General features: G+C 54.6%; 19 protein-coding genes and 7 tRNA genes. 7 read left to right on the forward strand and 19 right to left on the reverse strand.

Features of this window, described 5'->3' with window-relative positions; genetic code table 11:
• Positions 1–50: 50 nt before the first annotated feature.
• Complete coding sequence (gene miaB, locus P346_RS06870; protein WP_032641703.1) at positions 51–1,475, reverse strand: tRNA (N6-isopentenyl adenosine(37)-C2)-methylthiotransferase MiaB; 1,425 nt, start codon at positions 1,473–1,475, stop codon at positions 51–53.
• Between the two features lie 135 nt (positions 1,476–1,610).
• Between miaB and ubiF the strand changes: the two genes are divergently transcribed.
• Positions 1,611–2,786 (forward strand): 3-demethoxyubiquinol 3-hydroxylase, encoded by a 1,176-nt coding sequence (gene ubiF / locus P346_RS06865; RefSeq protein ID WP_032661111.1) that lies wholly within the window; start codon positions 1,611–1,613, stop codon positions 2,784–2,786.
• A gap of 109 nt (positions 2,787–2,895) precedes the next feature.
• On the opposite strand, the gene P346_RS06860 is transcribed toward ubiF, so the two are convergent.
• The 12 genes from P346_RS06860 to nagB all read right to left on the reverse strand — a co-directional run bounded on the left by P346_RS06860 (position 2,896) and on the right by nagB (position 9,762).
• A tRNA-Gln gene (locus tag P346_RS06860) sits at positions 2,896–2,970 on the reverse strand.
• A gap of 36 nt (positions 2,971–3,006) precedes the next feature.
• Positions 3,007–3,081, reverse strand: a tRNA-Gln gene (locus tag P346_RS06855).
• Positions 3,082–3,121: 40 nt separating this feature from the next.
• A tRNA-Met gene (locus P346_RS06850) sits at positions 3,122–3,198 on the reverse strand.
• Between the two features lie 17 nt (positions 3,199–3,215).
• Positions 3,216–3,290, reverse strand: a tRNA-Gln gene (locus P346_RS06845).
• 32 nt (positions 3,291–3,322) lie between these two features.
• Positions 3,323–3,397, reverse strand: a tRNA-Gln gene (locus P346_RS06840).
• A 23-nt stretch (positions 3,398–3,420) separates the two neighbouring features.
• A tRNA-Leu gene (locus P346_RS06835) sits at positions 3,421–3,505 on the reverse strand.
• 8 nt (positions 3,506–3,513) lie between these two features.
• Positions 3,514–3,590: transfer RNA gene (locus P346_RS06830), tRNA-Met, on the reverse strand.
• A gap of 226 nt (positions 3,591–3,816) precedes the next feature.
• The gene (gene asnB, locus P346_RS06825) at positions 3,817–5,481 is read right to left on the reverse strand and encodes an asparagine synthase B (RefSeq protein ID WP_032661112.1); all 1,665 of its coding nucleotides are present in this window, start codon (positions 5,479–5,481) and stop codon (positions 3,817–3,819) included.
• Between the two features lie 249 nt (positions 5,482–5,730).
• Positions 5,731–6,483 (reverse strand): ribonucleotide monophosphatase NagD, encoded by a 753-nt coding sequence (nagD, locus tag P346_RS06820; RefSeq protein ID WP_023310763.1) that lies wholly within the window; start codon positions 6,481–6,483, stop codon positions 5,731–5,733.
• 45 nt (positions 6,484–6,528) lie between these two features.
• Positions 6,529–7,749 carry a DNA-binding transcriptional regulator NagC gene (gene nagC / locus P346_RS06815; RefSeq protein ID WP_021242995.1) on the reverse strand — a complete coding sequence of 407 codons (1,221 nt, stop codon included), beginning with the start codon at positions 7,747–7,749 and terminating at the stop codon, positions 6,529–6,531.
• 8 nt (positions 7,750–7,757) lie between these two features.
• Positions 7,758–8,906, reverse strand: coding sequence for an N-acetylglucosamine-6-phosphate deacetylase (gene nagA / locus P346_RS06810; protein WP_032661114.1), 1,149 nt, complete (start codon positions 8,904–8,906; stop codon positions 7,758–7,760).
• A gap of 55 nt (positions 8,907–8,961) precedes the next feature.
• Positions 8,962–9,762 carry a glucosamine-6-phosphate deaminase gene (nagB, locus tag P346_RS06805; protein ID WP_023310765.1) on the reverse strand — a complete coding sequence of 267 codons (801 nt, stop codon included), beginning with the start codon at positions 9,760–9,762 and terminating at the stop codon, positions 8,962–8,964.
• Between the two features lie 328 nt (positions 9,763–10,090).
• Between nagB and nagE the strand changes: the two genes are divergently transcribed.
• The 4 genes from nagE (at position 10,091) to chiQ (ending at position 16,179) form a co-directional block, all read left to right on the forward strand.
• On the forward strand, positions 10,091–12,112 hold the full coding sequence (nagE, locus tag P346_RS06800; protein ID WP_024907027.1) for an N-acetylglucosamine-specific PTS transporter subunit IIBC: 2,022 nt from the start codon (positions 10,091–10,093) through the stop codon (positions 12,110–12,112).
• A 180-nt stretch (positions 12,113–12,292) separates the two neighbouring features.
• Positions 12,293–13,960: a glutamine--tRNA ligase gene (glnS, locus tag P346_RS06795; RefSeq protein WP_032661116.1), complete on the forward strand. Its 1,668-nt coding sequence runs from the start codon at positions 12,293–12,295 to the stop codon at positions 13,958–13,960.
• A 446-nt stretch (positions 13,961–14,406) separates the two neighbouring features.
• Positions 14,407–15,804: a chitoporin ChiP gene (chiP, locus tag P346_RS06790; protein ID WP_032661118.1), complete on the forward strand. Its 1,398-nt coding sequence runs from the start codon at positions 14,407–14,409 to the stop codon at positions 15,802–15,804.
• 48 nt (positions 15,805–15,852) lie between these two features.
• Positions 15,853–16,179 carry a ChiQ/YbfN family lipoprotein gene (gene chiQ, locus P346_RS06785; protein WP_032661388.1) on the forward strand — a complete coding sequence of 109 codons (327 nt, stop codon included), beginning with the start codon at positions 15,853–15,855 and terminating at the stop codon, positions 16,177–16,179.
• Between the two features lie 140 nt (positions 16,180–16,319).
• Here the strand turns inward: chiQ and fur are convergent, their stop codons facing one another.
• The 4 genes from fur to ybfF form a co-directional block, all read right to left on the reverse strand.
• Positions 16,320–16,766 (reverse strand): ferric iron uptake transcriptional regulator, encoded by a 447-nt coding sequence (gene fur, locus P346_RS06780; protein WP_023310771.1) that lies wholly within the window; start codon positions 16,764–16,766, stop codon positions 16,320–16,322.
• A 290-nt stretch (positions 16,767–17,056) separates the two neighbouring features.
• On the reverse strand, positions 17,057–17,587 hold the full coding sequence (gene fldA / locus P346_RS06775; RefSeq protein WP_008501067.1) for a flavodoxin FldA: 531 nt from the start codon (positions 17,585–17,587) through the stop codon (positions 17,057–17,059).
• A gap of 155 nt (positions 17,588–17,742) precedes the next feature.
• Positions 17,743–18,030 carry a LexA regulated protein gene (ybfE, locus tag P346_RS06770; protein ID WP_023334913.1) on the reverse strand — a complete coding sequence of 96 codons (288 nt, stop codon included), beginning with the start codon at positions 18,028–18,030 and terminating at the stop codon, positions 17,743–17,745.
• A 128-nt stretch (positions 18,031–18,158) separates the two neighbouring features.
• Entirely contained in the window at positions 18,159–18,932 is a 774-nt protein-coding gene (ybfF, locus tag P346_RS06765; RefSeq protein WP_032661120.1) for an esterase, read from the reverse strand.
• A gap of 183 nt (positions 18,933–19,115) precedes the next feature.
• Between ybfF and seqA the strand changes: the two genes are divergently transcribed.
• On the forward strand, positions 19,116–19,664 hold the full coding sequence (gene seqA, locus P346_RS06760; protein ID WP_008501070.1) for a replication initiation negative regulator SeqA: 549 nt from the start codon (positions 19,116–19,118) through the stop codon (positions 19,662–19,664).
• Between the two features lie 24 nt (positions 19,665–19,688).
• Positions 19,689–21,329 (forward strand): phosphoglucomutase (alpha-D-glucose-1,6-bisphosphate-dependent), encoded by a 1,641-nt coding sequence (gene pgm / locus P346_RS06755; RefSeq protein WP_032661122.1) that lies wholly within the window; start codon positions 19,689–19,691, stop codon positions 21,327–21,329.
• A 145-nt stretch (positions 21,330–21,474) separates the two neighbouring features.
• Here pgm and potE read toward each other — a convergent pair whose 3' ends face one another.
• A complete protein-coding gene (potE, locus tag P346_RS06750) occupies positions 21,475–22,788 on the reverse strand; it encodes a putrescine-ornithine antiporter (protein ID WP_014831099.1) in 1,314 nt (437 codons plus the stop codon).
• Positions 22,785–24,983, reverse strand: a complete 2,199-nt coding sequence (speF, locus tag P346_RS06745; protein WP_032661123.1) for an ornithine decarboxylase SpeF — start codon at positions 24,981–24,983, stop codon at positions 22,785–22,787. The genes potE and speF overlap by 4 nt, the downstream gene beginning before the upstream one ends.
• Positions 24,984–25,096: the final 113 nt, after the last annotated feature.

Below are 25,096 nucleotides of genomic sequence, written 5' to 3' on the forward strand. Positions count from 1 at the left end.
GGGACGATGAGAGGAAATACAAGGCCTGCCGGAAAGGCAGGCCAGGAGGATTAAGGCTGGTAAATCCCCACGCCAGAATCGTTTTCTTTACGGGTACGAGAGATCACCGATTCCGGTGACTCGGCAATACGCAGGCCCATTTCGTCCTCGGTGCGTACCAGCTTCGCGCGCAGCGAGTTGGTCAGCACTTCGACGATCTCGACGTCCACGAATTTACCGATCATATCCGGGGTGCCTTCAAAGTTCACCACGCGGTTGTTTTCGGTACGACCGGAGAGTTCCATAATGCTCTTGCGGGAGGTGCCTTCCACCAGAATGCGCTGAACGGTGCCGAGCATACGGCGGCTCCACGCGTTGGCCTGCTGGTTAATACGCTCCTGCAGAATATACAGACGCTGCTTTTTCTCTTCTTCCGGCACATCGTCAACCATATCGGCCGCAGGTGTTCCAGGACGCGCAGAGAAGATGAAGCTGTAGCTGACGTCAAAATTCACTTCACCGATGAGCTTCATGGTGCGCTCGAAGTCATCAGCGGTTTCGCCAGGGAAGCCGACGATAAAGTCGGAGCTGATCTGGATATCCGGACGCGCTTCACGCAGCTTGCGAATGGTGGACTTGTATTCCAGCACCGTATGCGGGCGGCCCATCAGGTTCAGCACGCGGTCAGAGCCACACTGAATCGGCAGGTGCAGGAAGCTCACCAGCTCTGGCGTATCGCGATACACGTCGATGATGTCGTCGGTAAACTCCATCGGATGGCTGGTGGTAAAGCGAATGCGGTCGATACCGTCAATCGCGGCCACCAGACGCAGCAGCTCGGCAAAGCTGCCTGTGGTGCCGTCGTAGTTCTCCCCGCGCCAGGCGTTAACGTTCTGGCCCAGCAGGTTCACTTCGCGAACGCCCTGCGCGGCAAGCTGCGCGATTTCAAACAGAATATCGTCTGCCGGACGGCTGACTTCTTCACCACGGGTGTAAGGCACCACGCAGTAAGTGCAGTATTTGTTGCAGCCTTCCATGATGGAGACGAAGGCGGTCGGGCCATCGGCGCGCGGCTCTGGCAGACGGTCAAACTTTTCGATCTCCGGGAAGCTGACGTCAACGACCGGGCTGCGGTTGCCGCGAACCTGATTGATCATCTCCGGCAGGCGGTGCAGGGTCTGAGGACCAAAGACAATATCCACATACGGGGCTCTCTGGCGGATCAGCTTGCCTTCCTGCGACGCAACGCAGCCACCCACGCCGATGATTAGGTCCGGATTTTTTCGCTTGAGAAGCTTCCAGCGGCCTAACACGTGAAAGACTTTTTCCTGCGCTTTTTCACGAATCGAACAGGTGTTCAGCAGCAGTACGTCCGCTTCTTTCACATTTTCTGTCAGCTGGTATCCGTGGGTTGAATCCAGCAGATCGGCCATCTTGGATGAATCGTATTCGTTCATCTGACAGCCCCAGGTTTTTATATGGAGTTTTTTAGTCATCGACTTGCTCAGCTCAGGATTGCAAGCCGCGTATTGTAATGCTTTGGTGGGGTTGTGACCAGTATGAAGGTTATGTGTCTCAGGACCGCAAAAATCCGGTAAACTTAAGGGATTCTCCAATAAGGAAAATTGACCATGACACTCCTACACACCGAAGTTGCCGTTGTCGGCGGCGGTATGGTCGGCGGCGCGCTGGCGCTGGGGCTGGCGCAGCAGGGATTTGAGGTAACGGTAATTGAACAGGCTGCTCCGCCGGCCTTTGATCCCGCCAGCAAACCGGATGTGCGCATTTCCGCGATCAGCGCGGCGTCCGTCGATCTGCTGCGCGGGCTGGGCGTCTGGGAGGCGGTGCTGGCGATGCGCGCCCATCCTTACAGCCGTCTTGAAACCTGGGAGTGGGAAAACGCCCACGTCGCGTTTGATGCCGCTGAGCTGAAGCTGCCGCGCCTGGGTTATATGGTGGAAAACAACGTGCTTCAGCAGGCGCTCTGGCAGGCGCTGGAGGCGCACCCGAAGGTGACGCTGCGCGTTCCGGCGTCGATTAAGGCTCTACATCCCCAGGAGAGCGGGTATTCGCTGACGCTCGACAGCGGCGATGAACTGGCCGTTAAGCTTGTCGTCGGAGCGGACGGCGCTAACTCGCAGGTCCGACAGATGGCGGGAATTGGCGTTCATGCCTGGCAGTATGAGCAGTCCTGCATGCTGATTACCGTCGAGTGCGATAATGCGCCGGGAGAAAGCACCTGGCAGCACTTTACCCCGAATGGCCCGCATGCGTTTTTACCGCTGTTTGATAACTGGGCATCGCTGGTCTGGTACGACAAACCGGCACGCATTCGCCAGCTGCAGGGGCTTTCAATGGAACAATTGCAGCGGGAAATTCGCCTGCACTTCCCGAGCCGTCTGGGCAACGTTACGCCGGTCGCTGCCGGGGCGTTTCCCCTCACGCGACGTCACGCTTTGCAGTATGCCCGTGAAGGGCTGGCGCTGGTGGGCGATGCAGCACACACCATTCATCCGCTGGCCGGGCAGGGCGTGAACCTGGGGTACCGTGATGTCGATGCGTTACTGGATGTGCTGGGCAGCGCCCGCGGGCACGCGGAAAACTGGGCCAGCCATCAGGTGCTGAAGCGTTATCAGACGCGACGCATGGCGGATAACTTTATTATGCAGTCGGGGATGGATCTGTTCTACGCTGGGTTTAGCAATGACTTAGCCCCGGTGCGCATTCTGCGTAATATTGGATTGATGGCAGCGGAGCGGGCCGGTGGTCTGAAGCGTCAGGCGCTGAAATACGCCTTAGGACTTTAGTTTTCATTCCCTCTCCCCGTGGGAGAGGGGCAGGGTGAGGGCATCAGGCCGCACAATATTAACAACAAAAACAAAAAAGCCCGCAGAGCGGGCTTTTTTGTTACTTAAGTGGCTGGGGTGCAGGGATTCGAACCCCGGAATGCTGGTATCAGAAACCAGAGCCTTACCGCTTGGCGACACCCCAATTGCGTTAAACAAACTGCTTAACGACTTTTTAAATTGGCTGGGGTACGAGGATTCGAACCTCGGAATGCCGGAATCAGAATCCGGTGCCTTACCGCTTGGCGATACCCCAACAATTTGTCTTGATTACCGAAAAATCGACAATCTTAATTTGGTGGCTACGACGGGATTCGAACCTGTGACCCCATCATTATGAGTGATGTGCTCTAACCAACTGAGCTACGTAGCCAGTACTGCAATCTTCGATGGCTGGGGTACCTGGATTCGAACCAGGGAATGCCGGTATCAAAAACCGGTGCCTTACCGCTTGGCGATACCCCAATACCGCGGAGAACCGCAAAATCGAAGAAATATGGCTGGGGTACCTGGATTCGAACCAGGGAATGCCGGTATCAAAAACCGGTGCCTTACCGCTTGGCGATACCCCATCCGTGCAACGCTTACCTGGGAATGGTGCGGGAGGCGAGACTTGAACTCGCACACCTTGCGGCGCCAGAACCTAAATCTGGTGCGTCTACCAATTTCGCCACTCCCGCAAAAAAGATGGTGGCTACGACGGGATTCGAACCTGTGACCCCATCATTATGAGTGATGTGCTCTAACCAACTGAGCTACGTAGCCATCTTTTTTCGCGTTACCTTATCGGCGTTGCGGGGCGCATTATGCGTATAGACCCTTGCAGCGTCAACACCTTTTTCAACGAAAATAGCCGGAATGTGACTGTTTGGTTAGGTTGCGAACAGCGTGACCGAATATTCGGCAATTATTGGTTATTAATCAGATTTAGACGGTGAAATGTGAGGCAAAAAAATCAGGCCCCTGAGGGGCCCGATTGCGATCCGAGTGATTATTTGTAGGCTGACTGGTGAACGCCTACCGCGCGTCCTGATGGATCGTTCATGGATTTGAAAGATTCATCCCATTCAATCGCTTTGGCAGAAGAGCAGGCGACGGACGGGCCACCCGGTACGCACTCCGCGGCGCTCGGTACCGGGAACAACTCTTCAAAAATTTCACGGTACAGATAGGCCTCTTTCGAGCCCGGCGTGTTGTACGGGAAGCGGAAGCTTGCGGTTTCCAGCTGTTGATCAGAAACCTGTTTCGCCGCGACCTCTTTCAGGGTGTCGATCCAGCTATAGCCTACGCCATCAGAGAACTGCTCTTTCTGACGCCATGCCACGCTCGCCGGCAGGTAGGATTCAAAACATTCACGCAGGATATGTTTTTCCATTTTGCCGTTGCCGCACATCTTGTCCTGCGGGTTAATGCGCATCGCCACATCGAGGAATTTCTTATCCAGGAACGGCACGCGCGCTTCCACGCCCCAGGCCGACATCGCTTTGTTGGCACGCGCACAGTCGAACATGTGCAGCGCCTGCAGCTTACGCACGGTCTCTTCGTGCAGCTCTTTGGCGTTCGGCGCTTTGTGGAAGTAAAGGTAGCCGCCAAACACTTCGTCAGAACCTTCGCCGGAGAGCACCATCTTGATGCCCATCGCTTTGATCTTACGCGACATCAGGTACATCGGCGTTGAGGCGCGGATGGTGGTCACGTCATAGGTTTCAATGTGATAGATCACATCGCGGATCGCATCCAGACCTTCCTGCACGGTGAAGTGAATCTCATGGTGCACGGTGCCGAGGTGGTTGGCCACTTCCTGCGCGGCTTTCAGATCCGGTGCGCCTTCCAGGCCAACGGCAAAAGAGTGCAGCTGTGGCCACCAGGCTTCTGAGCGCTCCTGATCTTCCACGCGACGGGCCGCGAATTTCTTGGTGATCGCGGAGATCACGGAGGAGTCCAGACCGCCGGAGAGCAGCACGCCGTACGGCACGTCGGACATCAGGTGGCTTTTCACGGAATCTTCAAGGGCCTGACGCAGCTCGGCTTTATCCGTGACGTTGTCTTTTACCGCATCATAGTCGAACCAGTCACGCTGGTAATAGGAGCGGATCTCGCCGTCTTTGCTCCACAGATAGCTGCCCGCCGGGAACTCTTTAATGGTACGGCAGACCGGTACCAGGGCTTTCATTTCAGAGGCGACGTAGAAGTTGCCGTGCTCATCGTGGCCCATGTACAGCGGGATAATGCCAATGTGGTCACGGCCAATCAGGTAAGCGTCTTTTTCGCTGTCGTACAGGGCGAAGGCAAACATGCCCTGCAGATCGTCCAGGAACTCTGGGCCTTTCTCCTGATACAGTGCCAGGATGACTTCACAGTCAGAACCGGTCTGGAACGTGTAGCGGTCGCCATATTCGGCGCGCAGCGCCTGGTGGTTGTAGATTTCACCGTTGACAGCCAGCGCGTGCGTTTTTTTCTCGTTATACAGCGGCTGTGCACCGGCGTTGACGTCAACAATAGACAGACGTTCGTGAGCCAGAATCGCTTTGTCACTGGCGTATACGCCTGACCAGTCCGGGCCGCGGTGGCGCATCAGGCGGGACAGTTCGAGTGCTTTTTTACGCAGTTCGCCCGCGTCAGTTTTAATATCCAGTACGCCAAAAATTGAACACATAACCTTCTCCGTTAACCCTGTTGCTTTGTAATGTTGCTTGCTTATGAAAATGCCGCAAAGGGGCAGGGCGCGCAAGCGTTTTACGGGTGAAAACGGAAATAGTGCAATGGTGATTGCGGAATAGTGAAAAAAGAGTATGCCATCAATTCTTTTATTGATGATTATGCAATGAAACGTACTTTTTGTTAGATGGATATTTATTTCTGTAGGCCATAAATGAAAAACCACGCCCTGAGGCGTGGTTCGGTATCAGATGATGTCGATTTCATCAACGGAGGGGTAAATCCAGCTTGGCCGGAACGGCATCGAATCAATGTCATCAAGTTGAGAGACGCCGGAGAGGACCAGAATCGTCTCCAGACCCGCCTGGAAACCGGCAAGAATATCGGTGCGCAGGTTGTCGCCGACAATCACGGTTTCTTCAGAGTGGGCCTGCATCTTGTTGAGCGCGGCACGAATGATCCACGGGCTCGGTTTACCGACCACAAACGGCTGACGACCTGAGATTTTTTCGATACCGGCGCACAGCGCGCCGCAGGCCGGATAAAAACCACGGCCGTGCGTATCCGGGTTGGTCGCGATAAAGCGCGCGCCGCTGGCGACAAAGTATGCTGCCTTATGCATCATCTCCCAGTTAAAGGAGCGCGTTTCGCCGACAATCACAAAGTCCGGGTTCACGTCAGTGATGGTAAAGCCAGCTTTATACAGCTCGTGGATCAGCGCACCTTCACCCACCACATAGGCTTTTTTCCCTTCCTGACGCTTAAGAAAATCCGCCGTGGCCATCGCCGAGGTATAAAACACGCTGTCCGGGACGTCGACGCCCGCCGTGGCAAAGCGGTTTGCCAGATCCTGACCTGTTTGGGAAGGGTAGTTCGTGAGCAGAACCAGTGGCATTCCTTTGTCGATGATGCGGTGAAGAAACTCCGCAGCACCCGGCACGGCAACGTTGTCGTGCATCAGCACGCCGTCGATATCACAAATTACATTCTTAATGGTCATGGACAGTCCGACATCAAAAAAAGAAGGCGTTACTATAAGGTCCGATCAGCTTTCCAGCAAATGCTGCAGCAGAATTCCGTTGAGCATGGCGCGTTTGACCAGCGCGAACGCGCCGATCGCCGAGCGATGGTCAAGCTTTGAACGAACCACCGGGAGGTTCTGGCGGAATGCTTTCAGCGCCTGGGTGTTAATACAGCCTTCAATGGCGGGGAGCAGCACCTTTTCCGCTTCCACAATTTCACCGGCGATCACCACTTTTTGTGGGTTAAACAGGTTAATGGCGATGGCGATGGTTTTCCCCAGGTGACGTCCTACCTGCTCGATCACTTCGCAGGCCAGCGCGTCGCCCTTATTGGCGGCTTTGCAGATGGTGCCTATCTTGCAGTCGTCCAGCGTGACGCGGCTTTGGTAACCCTGTTCAAGGAGATGGCGAACGCGCTGTTCGATGGCCGTGTTGGCGGCAATGGTTTCAAGACAACCGAAGTTGCCACAGTGGCAACGCTCCCCGAGGGGCTCAACCTGAATGTGACCAATCTCGCCGACGTTACCGTTGCGACCAATAAAAATACGGCCGTTAGAGATAATACCCGCGCCGGTTCCGCGGTGAACGCGCACCAGAATAGAGTCTTCACAGTCCTGGCTCGCACCAAAGTAGTGCTCTGCCAGCGCCAGCGAGCGAATGTCGTGTCCCACAAAGCAGGTCACTTTAAAACGCTTTTCCAGCGCGTCGACCAGCCCCCAGTTTTCAACCTGAATGTGCGGCATATAGCGGATCACGCCGCTTTCCGGGTCGACCAGACCGGGCAGAATTACGGAGATGGCGATGAGTTCGCGGATCTTGCGCTGACAGCTTTCAATAAACTGCGCGATGGTATTGAGCAGCGCATGCTCCAGCGTCTCCTGGGTGCGCTCCGGAAGAGGGTAGTGCTCTTCCGCAATGGCTTTACTGCTCAGATCGTACAGCGTGAGCGTGGTGTCATGGCGGCCCAGACGGACGCCAATGGCCTGAAAATTGCGGGTTTCGGTAATAATGGAGATCGCGCGGCGGCCCCCGGTGGAGGCCTGCTGATCGACTTCTTTGATCAGACCGCGCTCAATGAGCTGGCGGGTAATTTTTGTCACGCTGGCGGGAGCAAGCTGGCTTTGTTCGGCTATCTGAATTCGCGAGATTGGTCCGTGCTGGTCAATCAGGCGGTACACCGCCGCACTGTTAAGTTGTTTAACGAGATCGACATTACCGATTTGAGCTTGTCCGCCAGGTGTCATACTTTTACTTACTCAGTGACGACCTCGTTACCATTAACGATGGTCTTAATAATTTTATAATCGTGTGTGAATGCCGTCAGGTTTGCAACCATACCTGGTGCAATTCCGCCGAGCTGCTTATCCACGCCCATTGCGCGAGCCGGATAAAGGGTTGCCATACGCAGGACCTCATCAAGCGCAATCCCGCAATGTTCAACCAGGTTACGCACCCCTTCAATCATGGTCAAAGAGGAACCGCTCAGCGTACCGTTTTCATCCACACACAGTCCATTGCGGTAGTATATTGTTTTACCGGCAAAAATGAACTGCTCAATATTTGCACCTGCCGGTGCGGTGGCATCCGTCACCAGACAAAGCTTGTCACCTTTCAGCCGCTTAGCGTTGCGGATGTTGGCGTAATCGACATGCATGCCGTCAGCAATAATGCCGCAGTAGACGTCTGGCTCATCCAGAATAGCCCCGACCAGACCCGGTTCACGGCCTGTGATATACGGCATGGCGTTGTAAAGGTGCGTTGCGAAGGTAATCCCCGCGCGGAAACCGGCTTTCGCTTCTTTCAGCGTCGCGTTTGAGTGGCCTGCTGAAACGATAATCCCGGCACCAGCCAGTTTGCTGATGACATCCGTACCCGTCATTTCAGGGGCCAGCGTCACTTTGACGATCACATCGGCGTTCGCACACATGTAGTCAACCAGCTCCGCATCAGGTTTACGCACGTAATCCGGGTTATGCGTTCCTTTCTTGACCATATTCAGCCATGGCCCTTCAAGGTGCAGACCCAGCGCCTGATTAGGGTGTTTGGCCAGATATTCGCGCATCACGCGGATACCCTGCTTCATGAGGTCATCACTGCTGGTGATGAGCGTTGGCAGATAGCTGGTGCAGCCCGATTTCTCGTTGGCTTTCTGCATGATCTCCAGCGTTTCGACCGTCACCGCATCCGCGGTGTCATTGAATTGCACACCGCCGCAGCCGTTGAGCTGTACGTCGATGAAACCGGGGGAGATTACTGCTCCATTGAGTGAGCGCTGTTCAATCTCCGGCGGCAGTTCTGCCAGCGGGCAAACACGTTCAATCAGGCCATCAGCGATAACAATCGCATGGTCATCCAGAATTTCATGGCCGGTATAAATCCGACCGTGGGTTAAAGCGTACATAACGACCCCCGGTTAAAAAAAGCGGCCGCCTCTTGATGAAGAGGCGGTTATTCAATTACAGACCTTTGATGTTCTCAGCTTCTAACTCGTTAAAGTATTTCAGCGTTTTAACCTTCAGCTCCATCGTGGACGGTTCGTCGCAGACGATGACTGATTTCGGATGCAGCTGCAGGCAGCTGATGGTCCACATATGGTTAACGTTGCCTTCAACGGCAGCCTGGAGCGCTTGCGCTTTCACGCCGCCCAGCACCAGAATCATCACTTCTTCGGCATCCAGCAGGGTGCCTACGCCTACGGTCAGGGCGTATTTTGGAACCTGGTTAACATCGCCGTCAAAGAAGCGGGAGTTTGCCACGCGCGTGTCATGGGTCAGCGTTTTAATACGGGTGCGGGAAGCCAGAGATGATGCCGGTTCGTTAAACGCGATATGACCATCATTGCCTACACCACCCATGAACAGGTGGATCTTACCGTAAGAACGGATTTTTTCTTCATACTGACGGCATTCTGCGTCAATATCAGGCGCGTTTCCATTCAGCAGGTTAATATTTTCAGATGGAATATCAACGTGATCAAAGAAATTACGGTGCATAAAGCTATGGTAGCTTTCCGGGTGGTCTTTCGGTAAGCCAACGTATTCATCCATATTGAAGGTCACAACATGTTTGAAGCTAACCTGGCCTGCTTTATGCATCTCAACCAGCGCCTTATAGGCGGTCAGCGGCGTGCCGCCTGTCGGAAGTCCAAGAACGAAAGGACGATCGGCAGTCGGTTTAAACGCGTTAATACGGTTAACGATATGGCGAGCGGCCCATTTACCGACTTGTTCAGCAGTTGCCAGGGGAATCAGTCTCATTGTTCACCTCAAGAGTTAAAGTAGAAGAGTGGGCGGATGGCTATCGGAACCTGATACTTAAGCGTAACCTGGAAACTTTCAGGCCGGATCAATCCGTCTTGATTTTTTGAATGATAAAATAAGTTTTCGCTGTTAGCCAGTATGAGGGAGGGTAAATAACGATATTTGGTGACAAAAATCACAAAAAGTACGCGTTTAATTTGCGATACGAATTAATTTTTCACACACTCACAATGCCAGTGAAGCATCAACGGTATCTATCGTTCGTGACACAATAAAAAACAGAGCTGAGAACATGCCTTAAACGGGGTCTCATAGGGGGAAGAAAGTGAGTATTCTAGGTTATTTACAAAAGGTTGGTCGCGCACTGATGGTGCCGGTCGCCACGCTGCCTGCCGCAGCCATCCTGATGGGTGTCGGCTACTGGATCGACCCCAACGGCTGGGGTAATACCAGCGCGCTGGCGGCGTTCTTTATCAAGTCAGGTTCCGCCATTATCGACAACATGTCCGTGTTGTTCGCGATTGGTGTGGCTTACGGTATGTCCAAAGACAAAGACGGTGCCGCTGCGCTGACCGGTTTTGTCGGTTTCCTCGTGTTAACCACCCTCTGCTCGCCTGCAGCGGTGGCCATGATCCAAAAAATTCCGGCGGACCAGGTTCCGGCGGCGTTCGGTAAGATCAGCAACCAGTTTGTCGGTATCCTTGTGGGTATCATCTCCGCCGAACTGTATAACCGCTTCAGCAGCGTAGAGCTGCCGAAAGCGCTTTCCTTCTTTAGCGGTCGCCGCCTGGTTCCTATCCTGACCTCGTTTGTGATGATCGTTGTTGCGTTCATCATGATGTACGTCTGGCCGATGATCTTCGACGGTCTGGTGAACTTCGGTGAGCACATCCAGAAACTGGGTTCTGTCGGTGCGGGCGTGTACGCGTTCTTCAACCGTCTGCTGATCCCGGTTGGTCTGCACCACGCGCTGAACTCCGTATTCTGGTTCGACGTTGCCGGTATTAACGATATCCCTAACTTCCTGGGTGGCGCACAGTCCATCGAAGCAGGTAAAGCGGTTGTCGGTATCACCGGTCGTTACCAGGCGGGCTTCTTCCCGATCATGATGTTTGGTCTGCCGGGTGCTGCGCTGGCTATCTACCACTGCGCGCGTCCAGAGAATAAAGCGAAAGTGCTGGGTATCATGATGGCGGGGGCGTTCGCGGCCTTCTTCACCGGTATCACCGAGCCGCTGGAGTTCTCCTTCATGTTCGTAGCGCCGGTTCTGTATGTGATCCACGCCGTGCTGACCGGTATCTCCGTGTTCATCGCTGCCAGCATGCACTGGATTGCCGGTTTCGGCTTCAGCGCCGGTCTGGTGGATATGGTGCTGTCGTCCCGTAACCCGCTGGCGACCCACTGGTGGATGCTGATCCCGCAAGGTCTGGTGTTCTTCGCGATCTACTACATGGTGTTCCGTTTCACTATTACCAAATTCAACCTGATGACCCCGGGTCGTGAACTGGCCGTGGCCGGTAGCGAAGCGGATGGTCAGGATGTGAACGTGAGCGGTGCTCAGGATCAGGACGTGTCAGGCCTGGCGCGTCAGTACATCGCCGCTGTTGGCGGTTCTGACAACCTGACCGGTATCGACGCCTGTATCACTCGTCTGCGTCTGAACGTCAAAGACTCTTCCCTGGTGAACGAAGCGCTGGCTAAACGCCTGGGTGCTTCCGGCGTTATTCGCCTGAACAAAACCAGCGTGCAGATTATCGTTGGCTTCGTGGCAGAGAAAATTGCTAACGCCATGAAAACTACCGGTCCGGTAGCCGCAGCAGAAGCTTCTGCCGCACCTGCCGCCGCGCCAGCGGCTGCAAAACCGCAGGCGGTACCAAACGCCAAAACGGTAGCCGCGCTGGTTTCACCGGTAACCGGTGAAGTCGTTGCGATTGAGCAGGTGCCTGACGAAGCCTTCGCCAGCAAAGCGGTTGGTGACGGTGTGGCGGTGAAACCAACGGAAAAAACCGTTGTATCTCCGGCGGCCGGTACCATCGTGAAAATCTTCAATACCAACCACGCGTTCTGCCTCGAAACCGAAAATGGCGCGGAGATCGTTGTCCACATGGGTATCGATACCGTTGCGCTGAACGGTCAGGGCTTTACTCGCCTGGTGGAAGAGGGCGCTGAAGTGGTGGCCGGGCAGCCGATTCTGGAAATGGATCTGGACTTCCTGAACGCCAACGCGCGCTCCATGATAAGTCCGGTCGTTTGCAGCAACATCGACGACTTCAGTGGCCTGGTCATTCAGGCGAAAGGTCAGGTTGTTGCGGGTCAAACGCCGCTGTATGAGATTAAAGGCAAGTAATCGCTCCTGAGTAGAGTCATGCCTTAAGCGGCGGGGGATATCCTCCGCCGCTTTTTTTTTGCAGCAAACGCCCCCATTATTTTCATCAGATACGTATTTTCCGTAACTAAGGGTTGTCACTACGTCCGGCTTATAAGATCATACGCCGTTATACGTTGTTTACGCTTTGAGGAATCCACGATGAGTGAGGCAGAAGCCCGCCCGAGTAACTTTATTCGTCAGATCATCGATGAAGATCTGGCCAGTGGTAAGCACACCACAATTCATACCCGCTTCCCGCCGGAGCCGAACGGCTACCTGCATATCGGGCATGCGAAGTCCATCTGCCTGAACTTTGGCATTGCGCAAGACTACCAGGGACAGTGCAACCTGCGTTTCGATGACACCAACCCAGTAAAAGAAGACATCGAATACGTTGAGTCCATCAAGAATGACGTGCAATGGCTGGGCTTCAACTGGTCTGGCGATATCTGCTACTCCTCTGACTATTTTGATCAGCTGTACGCCTACGCGGTTGAGCTGATCAATAAAGGTCTGGCGTATGTTGACGAACTGTCTGCTGATGAAATCCGTGAATATCGCGGTACGCTGACCGCGCCGGGCAAAAACAGTCCGTTCCGCGATCGCAGCGTGGAAGAGAACCTGGCGCTGTTTGAAAAAATGCGTGCCGGTGGCTTCGAAGAAGGCAAAGCGTGCCTGCGTGCCAAAATCGACATGGCGTCTCCGTTCATCGTGATGCGCGATCCGGTGCTGTACCGCATCAAGTTCGCAGAACACCACCAGACCGGCAACAAGTGGTGCATCTACCCGATGTACGACTTTACCCACTGCATCAGCGATGCGCTGGAAGGCATTACGCACTCCCTGTGTACGCTGGAGTTCCAGGACAACCGTCGTCTGTACGACTGGGTTCTGGATAACATCACCATTCCTGTGCATCCGCGCCAGTACGAGTTCTCTCGCCTGAATCTGGAATACACCGTGATGTCCAAGCGTAAGCTGAACCTGCTGGTGACCGACAAGCACGTTGAGGGCTGGGATGACCCACGTATGCCAACCATCTCGGGTCTGCGCCGTCGTGGTTACACTGCTGCCTCTATTCGTGAGTTCTGCAAACGCATCGGCGTGACCAAGCAGGACAACACCATCGAGATGGCCTCCCTTGAATCCTGCATTCGCGAAGATCTCAACGAAAACGCCCCGCGCGCGATGGCCGTTATCGACCCGGTGAAGCTGGTTATCGAAAACTATCCGCAGGGTGAAAGCGAGCTGGTCTCCATGCCTAACCATCCGAACAAACCGGAAATGGGTAGCCGTGACGTGCCGTTCAGCGGTGACATCTGGATTGACCGCGCTGACTTCCGCGAAGAAGCCAACAAGCAGTACAAGCGTCTGGTGCTGGGTAAAGAGGTGCGTCTGCGTAATGCCTACGTCATCAAAGCCGAGCGCGTAGAGAAAGATGCGGAAGGGAATATCACCACCATCTTCTGTTCATATGACGCTGAAACGCTGAGCAAAGATCCGGCGGATGGCCGCAAGGTGAAAGGCGTGATTCACTGGGTAAGCGCTTCACACGCGCTGCCGGTAGAAATCCGTCTGTACGATCGTCTGTTCAGCGTACCTAACCCGGGTGCTGCGGAAGATTTCCTGGCGACCATCAACCCGGAATCTCTGGTGATCAAGCAGGGTTATGCGGAGCCTTCTCTGAAAGCCGCTGAAGCGGGCAAAGCGTTCCAGTTCGAACGAGAAGGTTACTTCTGCCTCGACAGCCGTTACAGCACGGCGGAAAAACCGGTATTCAACCGTACCGTAGGTCTGCGTGATACCTGGACGAAGATCGGCGAATAATATTGCTGGTCTGGTCAATGAGAGACAAACGCCGCACTATGCGGCGTTTTTTTATTTAACGATCAGGGTATTAAGCCAGAGCCTAAAGAGGCGCCATGAAAATATCAGGTCAATGAGGTGCTACTTATTTTTTTTAAAAAAGTTTGTATCATTACGGAAATCAAAAAGGTTATAAAAAAGGGAAGATGTTCTACGTCTACCCACTGAAATAACTAAAAATTCCGCGCCATTCCTCGCCTCCCTGCAAATGTTACAAAGCACTACTAATTATGTGCACTTCGTCATAATCCTGACTTTTGTCCGCTAAAAAGCATTGATAATTCGCGTCGCGAAAAATAACCTAACGACGGTAGTTAATTCGAGGGTATTTAAAACTACCCCTGACCATTTGGTCTTTTTTATTTACGCCGCTTCAGGCGTTTTAATTCGTCAAAGAGGAATAATCTATGCGTACGTTCAGTGGCAAACGTAGTGCGCTGGCGCTGGCTATTGCCGGTGTGACAGCAATGTCGGGCCTGGTGGTGACACCAGAGGCGAAAGCGGCGGGCTTCATCGACGATTCTACCCTCACGGGCGGTATTTATTACTGGCAGCGTGAACGTGACCGTAAAGACGTCACCGAAGACAAATACAAAACCAATCTTTCTCACTCCACCTGGAACGCCAACCTGGACTTCCAGTCAGGCTATGCCGCGGATATGTTCGGTCTGGATATTGCTGCGTTCACCGCGATTGAAATGGCGGAAAACGGTGACAGCGCCCACCCGAACGAAATCGCCTTCTCCTCCAGCAACAAAGCCTATAAAGAAGACTGGTCCGGGGATAAGAGCGGTATCAGCCTTTACAAAGCCGCTGCAAAATTTAAATACGGTCCGGTATGGGCGCGCGGTGGTTATATTCAGCCAACTGGCCAGACCCTGTTAGCACCGCACTGGAGCTTTATGCCGGGTACCTATCAGGGTGCGGAAGCCGGGGCGAACTTTGACTACGGTGATGCGGGTGCGTTGAGCTTCTCCTATATGTGGACCAACGAGTACAAAGCACCGTGGCACATCGAGATGGACAAGTTCTACCAGAACGATAAAAAAACCAAAGTCGATTACCTGCACTCGCTGGGCGCGAAGTACGACTTCAAAAACGATCTGGTGCTTGAAGCGGCATTTGGCCAGGCACAGGGCTATATCGATCAGTATTTTGCCAAGGCCAGCTACAAATTTGATGTCGCGGGTAGCCCGCTGAGCACCAGCTACCAGTTCTACGGTACGCGCGACAAGGTCAGCAACGGTGGCGTCAACGACATTTATGACGGCACCGCGTGGCTGCAGGCGTTAACCTTCGGCTACAAGGTCGGTCAGGTTGATTTGCGTCTGGAAGGCACATGGGTGAAGGCGGAAGGGCAGCAGGGCTACTTCCTGCAGCGTATGACCCCGACCTACGCCTCCTCCAACGGTCGTCTTGATATCTGGTGGGATAACCGCTCAGACTTCAACGCCGACGGCGAGAAAGCGGTCTTCTTCGGCGCAATGTATGATCTGAAAAACTGGAACCTGCCTGGCTGGGCGGTGGGCGCTTCTTACGCTTACGCCTGGGATGCAAAACCTGCCGATATGGCCACGCCGGACGCATACTACGATCCCAACTATCGTCTGAAAGAGTCTTCCTACAGCCTCGATGCTATCTATACCCTGCAGGATGGCCGCGCGAAAGGCACGATGTTCAAACTGCACTTCACTCAGTATGACAACCACTCCGATATCCCGAGCTATGCGGGCGGTTACGGCAACATCTTCCAGGATGAACGTGACGTGAAATTCATGGTTATCGCCCCATTCACCATCTTCTGATGAACGCACCGGCGGGCTGAGTCCCGCCGGTATGGAGACTTGCACATGATGAAAAAAATCGTAATCGTCGCGTTGCTGGCATCAGGGCTGGTGGCGTGTGCTCAGACACAGGCGCCGAAAGAGGACACCCGTCTGAAGGAGGCGTATAGCGCCTGTATTAATACTGCGGAAGGATCGCCGGAGAAGATTGAAGCCTGTCAGAGCGTGCTGAACGTGCTGAAGAAAGAGAAAGCGCATGAGCAGTTCGCGACGCAGGAGAACGTCCGCGTGATGGATTACCAGGCCTGCATTCAGGCGCGTAAAACCGGTAACGATCAGGAAGTGGCGAAGCGTTGCGATAAGATCTGGAACGAGATACGCAATAACAATAAATAAGTGCTTTACGCCCGGTGGCGCTGCGCTTACCGGGCCTACAAAGGTGTCATAGCCCGTAGGCCCGGTAAGCGCAGCGCCAGCGGGCTTTTTCCAGGCAAAAAAAAGCCAACCTTGCGGCTGGCTCAGAGTATGAATACTGATTATTTCGCGTCGTGCGCGTGGTCGTCTTCGCGGCAGTCGCCTTCAGCGCAGTGACCGTAGAGGTACAGGCTGTGGTTCGTCAGGCGGATGCCATGACGCGCCGCGATTTCACGCTGGCGTGATTCAATGGAATCATCGCTAAATTCAATGACCTTGCCGCAATCGAGGCAGATCAGATGATCGTGGTGCTGCTGCTGGGTCAGTTCGAAAACAGATTTACCGCCTTCGAAATTATGACGGGTAACAATGCCCGCGTCATCAAACTGGTTCAGCACGCGATAGACGGTAGCCAGCCCAATCTCTTCACCCATGTCGATAAGACGTTTATAGAGGTCTTCCGCACTGACATGGTGATTGTCTGGACCCTGAAGCACTTCAAGGATTTTTAACCGAGGAAGCGTTACTTTCAGGCCAGCCTTCTTTAATGCGGTATTGTTGTCAGTCATGCGGAATCTGTCCTGTTGCTAAACGATTCACTTCTGTAGGAAGTGACAGAAAATGCACCCGGGATAATGCGTCTCATTATAGAACTGCCATGGCTAAATGAAAACTGCAAGTCTCAGGCAAAATATGCTTATAAAAATGGGGTATCACCAACAAACTTGCTCAATCGAAAACCACATTTTATCAGGGAGACATTGTACAGGTCTGGACGAAAAAGTTAAAAGATTGTAGCGATTAATTTAATCGGTTTGACCTGGGGCATGGGCGCAACCGCAGTTGCGCCGCGATAAAATCAGGCGTTCAGAATATCGTCAAGGTGCAGTTCCTCTCGGATCTGCTTAACCCATTTCTCTACGCGCTCTGCGGTCAGCTCTGGCTGACGGTCTTCGTCGATGGCCAGACCCACGAAATGATCGTCATCGGCCAGGCCTTTAGACGCTTCAAAGTGGTAACCGGCGGTCGGCCAGTGGCCTACGATAACCGCGCCGTTCGGCTCAATGATATCGCGGATGGTGCCCAGCGCGTCACAGAAGTATTCGGCGTAGTCTTCCTGATCGCCACAGCCAAACAGGGCGACCAGCTTACCGTTGAAGTCCACTTCTTCCAGCGTCGGGAAGAAATCATCCCAGTCGCACTGGGCTTCACCGTAGTACCAGGTTGGGATACCCAGCAGTAGAATGTCATAGCCTTCCAGATCTTCTTTGCTGCTCTTGGCGATGTCATGCACATCAGCAACGTCTTTACCGAGCTGTTTTTGAATGTTTTTTGCGATATTTTCGGTATTGCCGGTATCACTGCCAAAGAAAATGCCGATGATTGCCATGAGTAAAATAACCTCTTGAAACTTAATAGTATGGTGGCGCAATTCGGCCACGGATAAGGGCAATAATAGCAGAACAGGCAACCCTGCGGAAACAGCTATCGCGCAGGACTGCACTCTGTGCTACATGAAAAGGGCGATAAAGGGGATTTTCAGACTTATGCCTGGCTGCGTAACGTCTCAAGCTGGGCGATCAACATCTCTTCAATGAGCTCGCTGCGGCTGATATTTCGCGCGTCAGCCAGCTCGTTAAGCGCATCGACGGCGTCGGCGTTAAGCTTCAGTTCGACACGCTTAAGCCCACGATTTTTATCGCGTTTAAGCTGGTTGCGTTTATTGATACGCAGCTGTTCATCGCGCGAAAGCGGATTCGTCTTGGGTCGTCCCGGGCGACGCTCATTCGCGAACAGATCTAGTGTCGTACGGTCCGTTTGTTCTTTGGCCATGATTCTGAGACTTCGGGGGAAACACGCCGCCCTGCTAATGCCCGGGCGATAAGCGCGCCATCATACATCACCAAAAACGGCACGCCAACGACTGGAAGCCCGCAGCCTTCCAGTCGCTTTCTTTTTAATCAATTTGCAGTATCAGCGAGATAGCGGCGAATGGCGCGCAGTACGGCATCCGGTTTTTCAGCATGCACCCAGTGCCCGGCACCGGCAATCACGTGGGCGCGAGCCTGCGGGAATTGGGCCAGCAGCGTGTCGCGGTACGCGTCGGTTACGTAAGGAGAGTTTCCGCCGCGAATAAAAAGGGTAGGGTGTGGCCAGGCGTGGACGGTTTCCCAGCCCACGATGTTGTTGTACTGGTTCCAGAGCACCGGCACGTTAAAACGCCATTGCCCGTCAACAAACGACTTCAGCAGGAACTGCACGACGCCTTCTTCATCAAGATGCTCACGCATGACTGCGGCCGCCTGTTGGCGCGTCGCGACACCCGCTTCTGTGACCGCATTGATGGCGGCAAAAATCTCGTCGTGACGGCGAACGTCGTAATCCACGGGCGCGACGTCAATCACCACCAGGCCGCTAATACGGTCCGGGGCCAGTGCCGTCAGGGCCATCACCGCTTTGCCACCCATTGAATGCCCGATGAGGGTCACCTTTTGCAGGTCGTGGGCATCCAGCGTATCCAGCAGATCCTGCGCCATCGCCGCGTAGGTCATCTCGTCGGAACGCCCGGAAAGACCGTGATTGCGCATATCGACCTGCAAAATATCGTGGTCGGAAACCAGATCGCGCGCCAGCACGCCCAGGTTATCCAGGCTGCCAAAAAGCCCGTGAACCAGTACGATGGGAGAATTATTGTTCGGCGATTGTGCAGTTTGCGCTCGGGTATTCAATTTCATGGCAAAGTTCTTTTTTTACGTATGTCAGGTTAGGGTATCATGTTGACCATTCTGCCGCCCGGCTGCAAGGTTCCAGTTTAATCTGACTTTTGCTGCCAACCTGGTTTGACGCTATCCGCTGTTGGGATTTGACCTTATAATCCCAATGACTTGTATTCAGATAAGATATCGCACTGGATTAAGATGAAAACAATCGAAGTTGATGACGAACTCTATCAGTATATTGCCAGCCAGACGCGGCATATCGGGGAGAGCGCGTCCGACATTTTACGGCGCATGCTTAAAATTTCCGCCGCTTCACAGCCTGCTACCCCAGTCACCAAAGATGTCGTGTCTCAGCCGAGCGTAGTTGCGCAAGCAAAACCTGCCGTGACGCCGGCAAAAGATAAAGTGCGCGCGATGCGCGAGCTGCTGCTCTCCGATGAATACGCGGAGCAGAAAAAGGCGGTTAACCGCTTTATGCTGGTGCTGTCTACACTTTATTCACTGGATAACAAAGCGTTTGCTGAAGCGACCGAGTCGCTTCACGGCCGTACTCGCGTCTATTTCGCGGGCGACGAGCAGACGCTGCTGCAAAATGGCAATCAAACCAAACCCAAACATGTTCCTGGCACCCCGTACTGGGTGATCACCAATACCAATACGGGCCGCAAGTGCAGCATGATTGAACACATCATGCAGTCCATGCAGTTCCCGGCGGAATTGATTGAAAAGGTTTGCGGTACAATTTAACCCTTGCATCAGAAGGACCCGGTAATGGCAAATCACAGCCGTGCAGGCCAACCTGCACAACAAAGCGATTTGATTAACGTCGCTCAGCTGACCGCGCAGTATTACGTGCTGAAACCGGTCGTGGGCAACGCAGAACACGCAGTGAAGTTTGGTACATCTGGTCACCGCGGCAGCGCGGCGCGCCACAGCTTTAACGAACCGCACATTCTGGCCATTGCCCAGGCCATCGCGGAAGAGCGCGCTAAAAACGGCGTTACCGGTCCGTGCTATGTGGGGAAAGATACACATGCCCTGTCTGAACCGGCGTTCATTTCTGTGGTGGAAGTGCTGGCGGCAAACGGCGTCGATGTGATTGTTCAGGAGAACAATGGCTTCACCCCAACGCCTGCGGTCTCTAACGCCATCCTGGTGCACAACAAAAAAGGTGGCGCGCTGGCGGACGGTATCGTTATCACGCCATCCCACAACCCGCCGGAAGACGGTGGTATCAAATACAACCCGCCTAACGGTGGCCCGGCAGACACTAACGTCACCAAAGTGGTGGAAGATCGTGCTAACGCGCTGCTGGCTGACGGTCTGAAAGGCGTGAAGCGTATTTCTCTGGATGCTGCCATGGCGTCCGGTCACGTGAAAGAGCAGGATCTGGTTCAGCCGTTCGTGGAAGGGCTGGCGGATATCGTCGATATGGCGGCCATCCAGAAAGCCGGCCTGAAGCTGGGCGTGGATCCGCTGGGCGGCTCCGGTATTGAATACTGGAAACGTATCGCCGAGCATTACAAGCTGGATCTGACCATCGTTAACGATCACGTCGATCAGACCTTCCGCTTTATGCACCTGGACAAAGACGGCGCGATCCGTATGGACTGCTCCTCCGAGTGCGCGATGGCGGGCCTGCTGGCGCTGCGTGATAAATTCGATCTGGCGTTTGCTAACGACCCGGATTATGACCGTCACGGTATCGTCACGCCTGCCGGGCTGATGAACCCGAACCACTATCTGGCTGTTGCAATTAACTATCTGTTCCAGCACCGTCCGCAGTGGGGCAAAGAGGTTGCTGTCGGTAAGACGCTGGTTTCCTCCGCGATGATCGACCGCGTGGTCGAGGCGCTGGGCCGCAAGCTGGTGGAAGTGCCGGTGGGCTTCAAATGGTTCGTTGACGGTCTGCACGACGGCAGCTTCGGTTTTGGTGGTGAAGAGAGCGCAGGCGCATCTTTCCTGCGTTTCGACGGCACGCCATGGTCAACCGATAAAGACGGCATCATCATGTGCCTGCTGGCGGCGGAAATCACCGCGGTCACCGGTAAGAACCCGCAGGAACACTACAACGACCTGGCGGCACGCTTTGGTGCGCCAAGCTATAACCGTATTCAGGCTGGCGCGACGTCAGCCCAGAAAGCGGCCCTGTCCAGGCTCTCTCCGGAGATGGTCAGCGCAAGCACCCTGGCGGGCGATCCGATCACTGCCCGTCTGACGGCGGCACCGGGCAATGGCGCATCCATTGGTGGTCTGAAAGTGATGACCGACAACGGCTGGTTCGCCGCGCGTCCGTCCGGTACGGAAGATGCGTACAAAATCTATTGCGAAAGCTTCCTCGGCGCTGAGCACCGTCAGCAGATTGAGAAAGAAGCGGTAGAGATTGTCAGCGAAGTGCTGAAAAACGCGTAAGTGATGATGTTCGTGTGCGGGATGATGACCTCACCCCGGCCCTCTCCCACAGGAGAGGGAGAAAACATTAAAAACGGCAACCCTTGGGTTGCCGTTTTGTTTTGACCTCGTAGGCCCGGTAAGCGCTAGCGCCACCGGGCTTTTTTTAGCTATGCTTATTCTTCAATTCAAACCGCGGTGACACCAGACCGTACAGCGTCCAGCCCATAAAGGTCACCATTGCCCCGTAGAGCATCGCTTCCTGGCCGGATGAGTAGAGCGCATAAAAGCTGTAGATTGCCCCAATCAGCGCCACGATATTGGCCGCACGCGCTTTGCGGGGATCCACCTTCGCCACCTTCTGAATAATCACCAGCGCCGCCATCGACAGAATATACGGAATGATGTTTGTCACCACCGCCAGGTTGACCAGCACGTTGAACTGGCTGTTCAGCGACGGGCTAATGGTCATCAGCGACAATCCACTCTGGAAGATAACAATCGCCAGCATGCCCTGCACCGGCGCATCCGCTTTGGTCACGCGGGAGAAGATTTTTGGGAAGTAACCTTCATCAGCCGAGGATTTAAACACCTGTGCGATGGTGAACTGCCAGCCGAGGAGCGAACCGCAGCAGGACATGACCATCAGACCCATGATCACCTTCCCGACTTCTGGGGTGAACATCTGCGCGAAGGCCAGCCCAAACGGCGCCGTAGAGTTTGCCAGATCCATGTTTGGCACTATCCCGGCAATCACGTTAGTCGAGACGATATAGATCACCGCGGCGCCCAGCGTGCCGCCGAGGACCGCAATCGGCACGTTCTTTTCCGGGTTCTCTACCACTTCCGCGTTCGCGCAGGCGGATTCCAGGCCGAGGAAGGCCCAGAGCGTCATGGCGATAGAAGAGCCGACCGCGGTAAAGAACGGCACATGGTGCGGGTTCCAGGAATTCGCGTACAGCGTCGGGCTGAACCAGAACCAGCCGATGATGCACAGGCCCACAACCGGGATAATCACGCCCCAGACGGTGATGCTGGAGAGCTGTCCGGTGATACGCGCGCCGCCAAAGTTAGCCACGGTACAGATCCACAGCACCCCGATGGTCGCCAGCCCAATTTGCACCGGACTGAGCGTCGCGCCAAACAGCTCCGTACCGTAGCCCACGGCGGAAATGGCAATCGCCACGTTGGCGATCAGCAGCGACACGCCGTAGGTATAGTTGGCCATAAAGTTGCCCGACTTGCCAAAGGCGTATTCGGCATAGCCGCCCATGCCGCCTGACTTACGGCTGAACATCCCGCACTTGGCGAACGCCCACGCCAGCGCCATTGAACCGACTGCCGTCACCAGCCAGGAGATGATAGAGATGGTACCCACCTCTGCCAGTTTGGTGGGCAGCATGATAATCCCGGAGCCCATCATGTTTACCATGGTGAGGATAGTCAGCTGCACCACGCCCATCTTATTGGACTTACTCATAATTTCTCTCCTTTTAGCAGCGCGGGCTGAGCGGCGGGTTGTTTGATGACGTTGCAGCGAACCTGTTTGCGACCCTCACACTCTTCGACGTACACACCCTGCAATTCCGGCGCGAAGCCCGGCAGAAGGTTGATGCCTTCTTCCAGCGCGGCAAAGTAGCGCAGCACGGAACCGCCCCAGACTTCCCCAGGGACCACGCACAATACTCCCGGTGGATAAGGAAGGGCGCCTTCGGCGGCGATGCGGCCCTCCGCGTCGCGCAGGGAGACCAGTTCAACTTCTCCGCGTAGATAGGCGTAGTTCGCGTCCTGCGGGTTCATCATCACGCGCGGGAAGTGAGACTTGCGGAACATCTCTTTCTGCAGCTGCTTCACGTTGTGGCGGGCGTACAGGTCATGCATTTCCTGGCAGATCTGGCGTAGGGTATAATCCGCGTAACGTTCCGGATGTTGTTTGTAGAGAGAAGGCAGGACGTCTTTCAGCGGAACATCGCTCTCGAGCAGTTTTTCGAAGCGCACCAGCTGCGCTACCAGCTGCTGCAGTTTGCCCATATCTTCCGCAGGCGTGAGCAGGAACAGGATCGAGTTGAGATCGCATTTCTCCGGCACGATGCCGTTTTCGCGCAGGAAGTTGGCGAGGATAGTGGCGGGCACGCCGAAGTCGTCATACTCCCCGGTGCGGGCGTTGATGCCCGGCGTGGTCAGCAGGAGCTTGCACGGGTCGATAAAATACTGATGCTCAGCGTAGCCTTCAAAAGCGTGCCAGTTTTCACCCGGTACGAAGTGGAAGAAGCGCAGATCGGTCGCAATCTCCGCCGTGTCCCAGCTTTCCCACGGGCGGCCATCCACCGTTTCCGGCACGAAGGGGCGCAGATACCGGCAGTTCTCCAGAATCAGCTTGCGCGCTTCGATACCGTTCACCACGCAGTCCATCCACATGTTGCGGCCGCTCTGGCCTTCATGCATCCGGGCGTTGATGTCCAGTGCGGCAAACAGCGGATAGAACGGGCTGGTGGAGGCGTGCATCATAAAGGCATTATTCAGACGCTTATGCGGGACATAGCGCTGTTGCCCTTTGATATGGCTGTCTTTCTTATGGATTTGCGAAGTCTGCGAGAAGCCGGCCTGCTGTTTATGCACGGACTGGGTGACCAGGATCCCCGGATCGTTCTCGTTCAGCTCCAGCAGCAGCGGAGAGCAGTCGGCCATCATCGGAATAAACTGCTCGTAACCCACCCAGGCCGAGTCAAACAGGATGTAATCACACAGGTGCCCAATCTTATCCACCACCTGACGGGCGTTATAGATGGTGCCATCGTAGGTACCCAGCTGGATCACCGCCAGGCGGAACGGACGCGCATCGCGCGCGCGGCCCGGCGCCACCTCTGCCACCAGCTCGCGCAGATAACTTTCTTCAAAGCAGTGGGCGTCAATGCCGCCAATAAAGCCGTACGGGTTGCGCGCGGTCTCCAGATAGACCGGCGTTGCGCCAGCCTGGAGGAGGGCACCGTGATGGTTAGATTTGTGGTTATTACGGTCGAACAGCACCAGGTCGCCCGGGGTGAGCAGGGCGTTTAGCACCACTTTGTTGGATGACGAGGTGCCATTCAGCACGAAATAGGTCTTATCGGCATTAAAGACCTTTGCCGCATGCTGCTGGGCGATGCACGGCGCGCCTTCGTGGATCAGCAGATCGCCCATCGCCACGTCGGCGTTGCACAGGTCGGAGCGGAAAAGCGTCTCACCAAAGAAATCGACAAACTGATTACCGGCAGGATGACGGCGGAAGAACTGGCCACCCTGATGCCCCGGGCAGTCAAACGCGCTGTTGCCCTGCTTCACATAGTCGACAAGCGCGCGGAAAAACGGCGGGCGCAGCTGGGTTTCATACTTCTGGGCTGCCGCCTCCAGCTGGCGTCCATAAAAGTCGTTGCTGGTGTCTGAATACTCAAATACGCCATGAATGCGCGATAAATAGTCTGCCGGAATGAACTCTTCTTTGTGCGTCGCGACAAATACAGGAATGCCAAAACCGGTGGCTTCTATTTCGTCCAGGATACCGCTGGCAATATCCGTGACCGCCAGAACAATGGCGGCAACATCAATATAATCAGAGGCACGGACATCCACCAGTTCACGCTGGGTAGTAAAGCAATCTGGACATGCACGGCTGGCTGCGATTTTTAAACTTTTCATCTTTCTCTCTTTATTTTAGGTAATAAGCGTCCCTCGATTTCTTGCAAGTAAGAAATCGATAATTTTCCGGAAAAAAAGCAAAGGGTGGCCGCTGATTAAAATCAGTGAATTGC

It is taken from the genome of Enterobacter sp. DC1 (assembly GCF_000568075.1).
In the GTDB taxonomy this organism is placed as follows: Bacteria; Pseudomonadota; Gammaproteobacteria; order Enterobacterales; family Enterobacteriaceae; genus Enterobacter; species Enterobacter asburiae.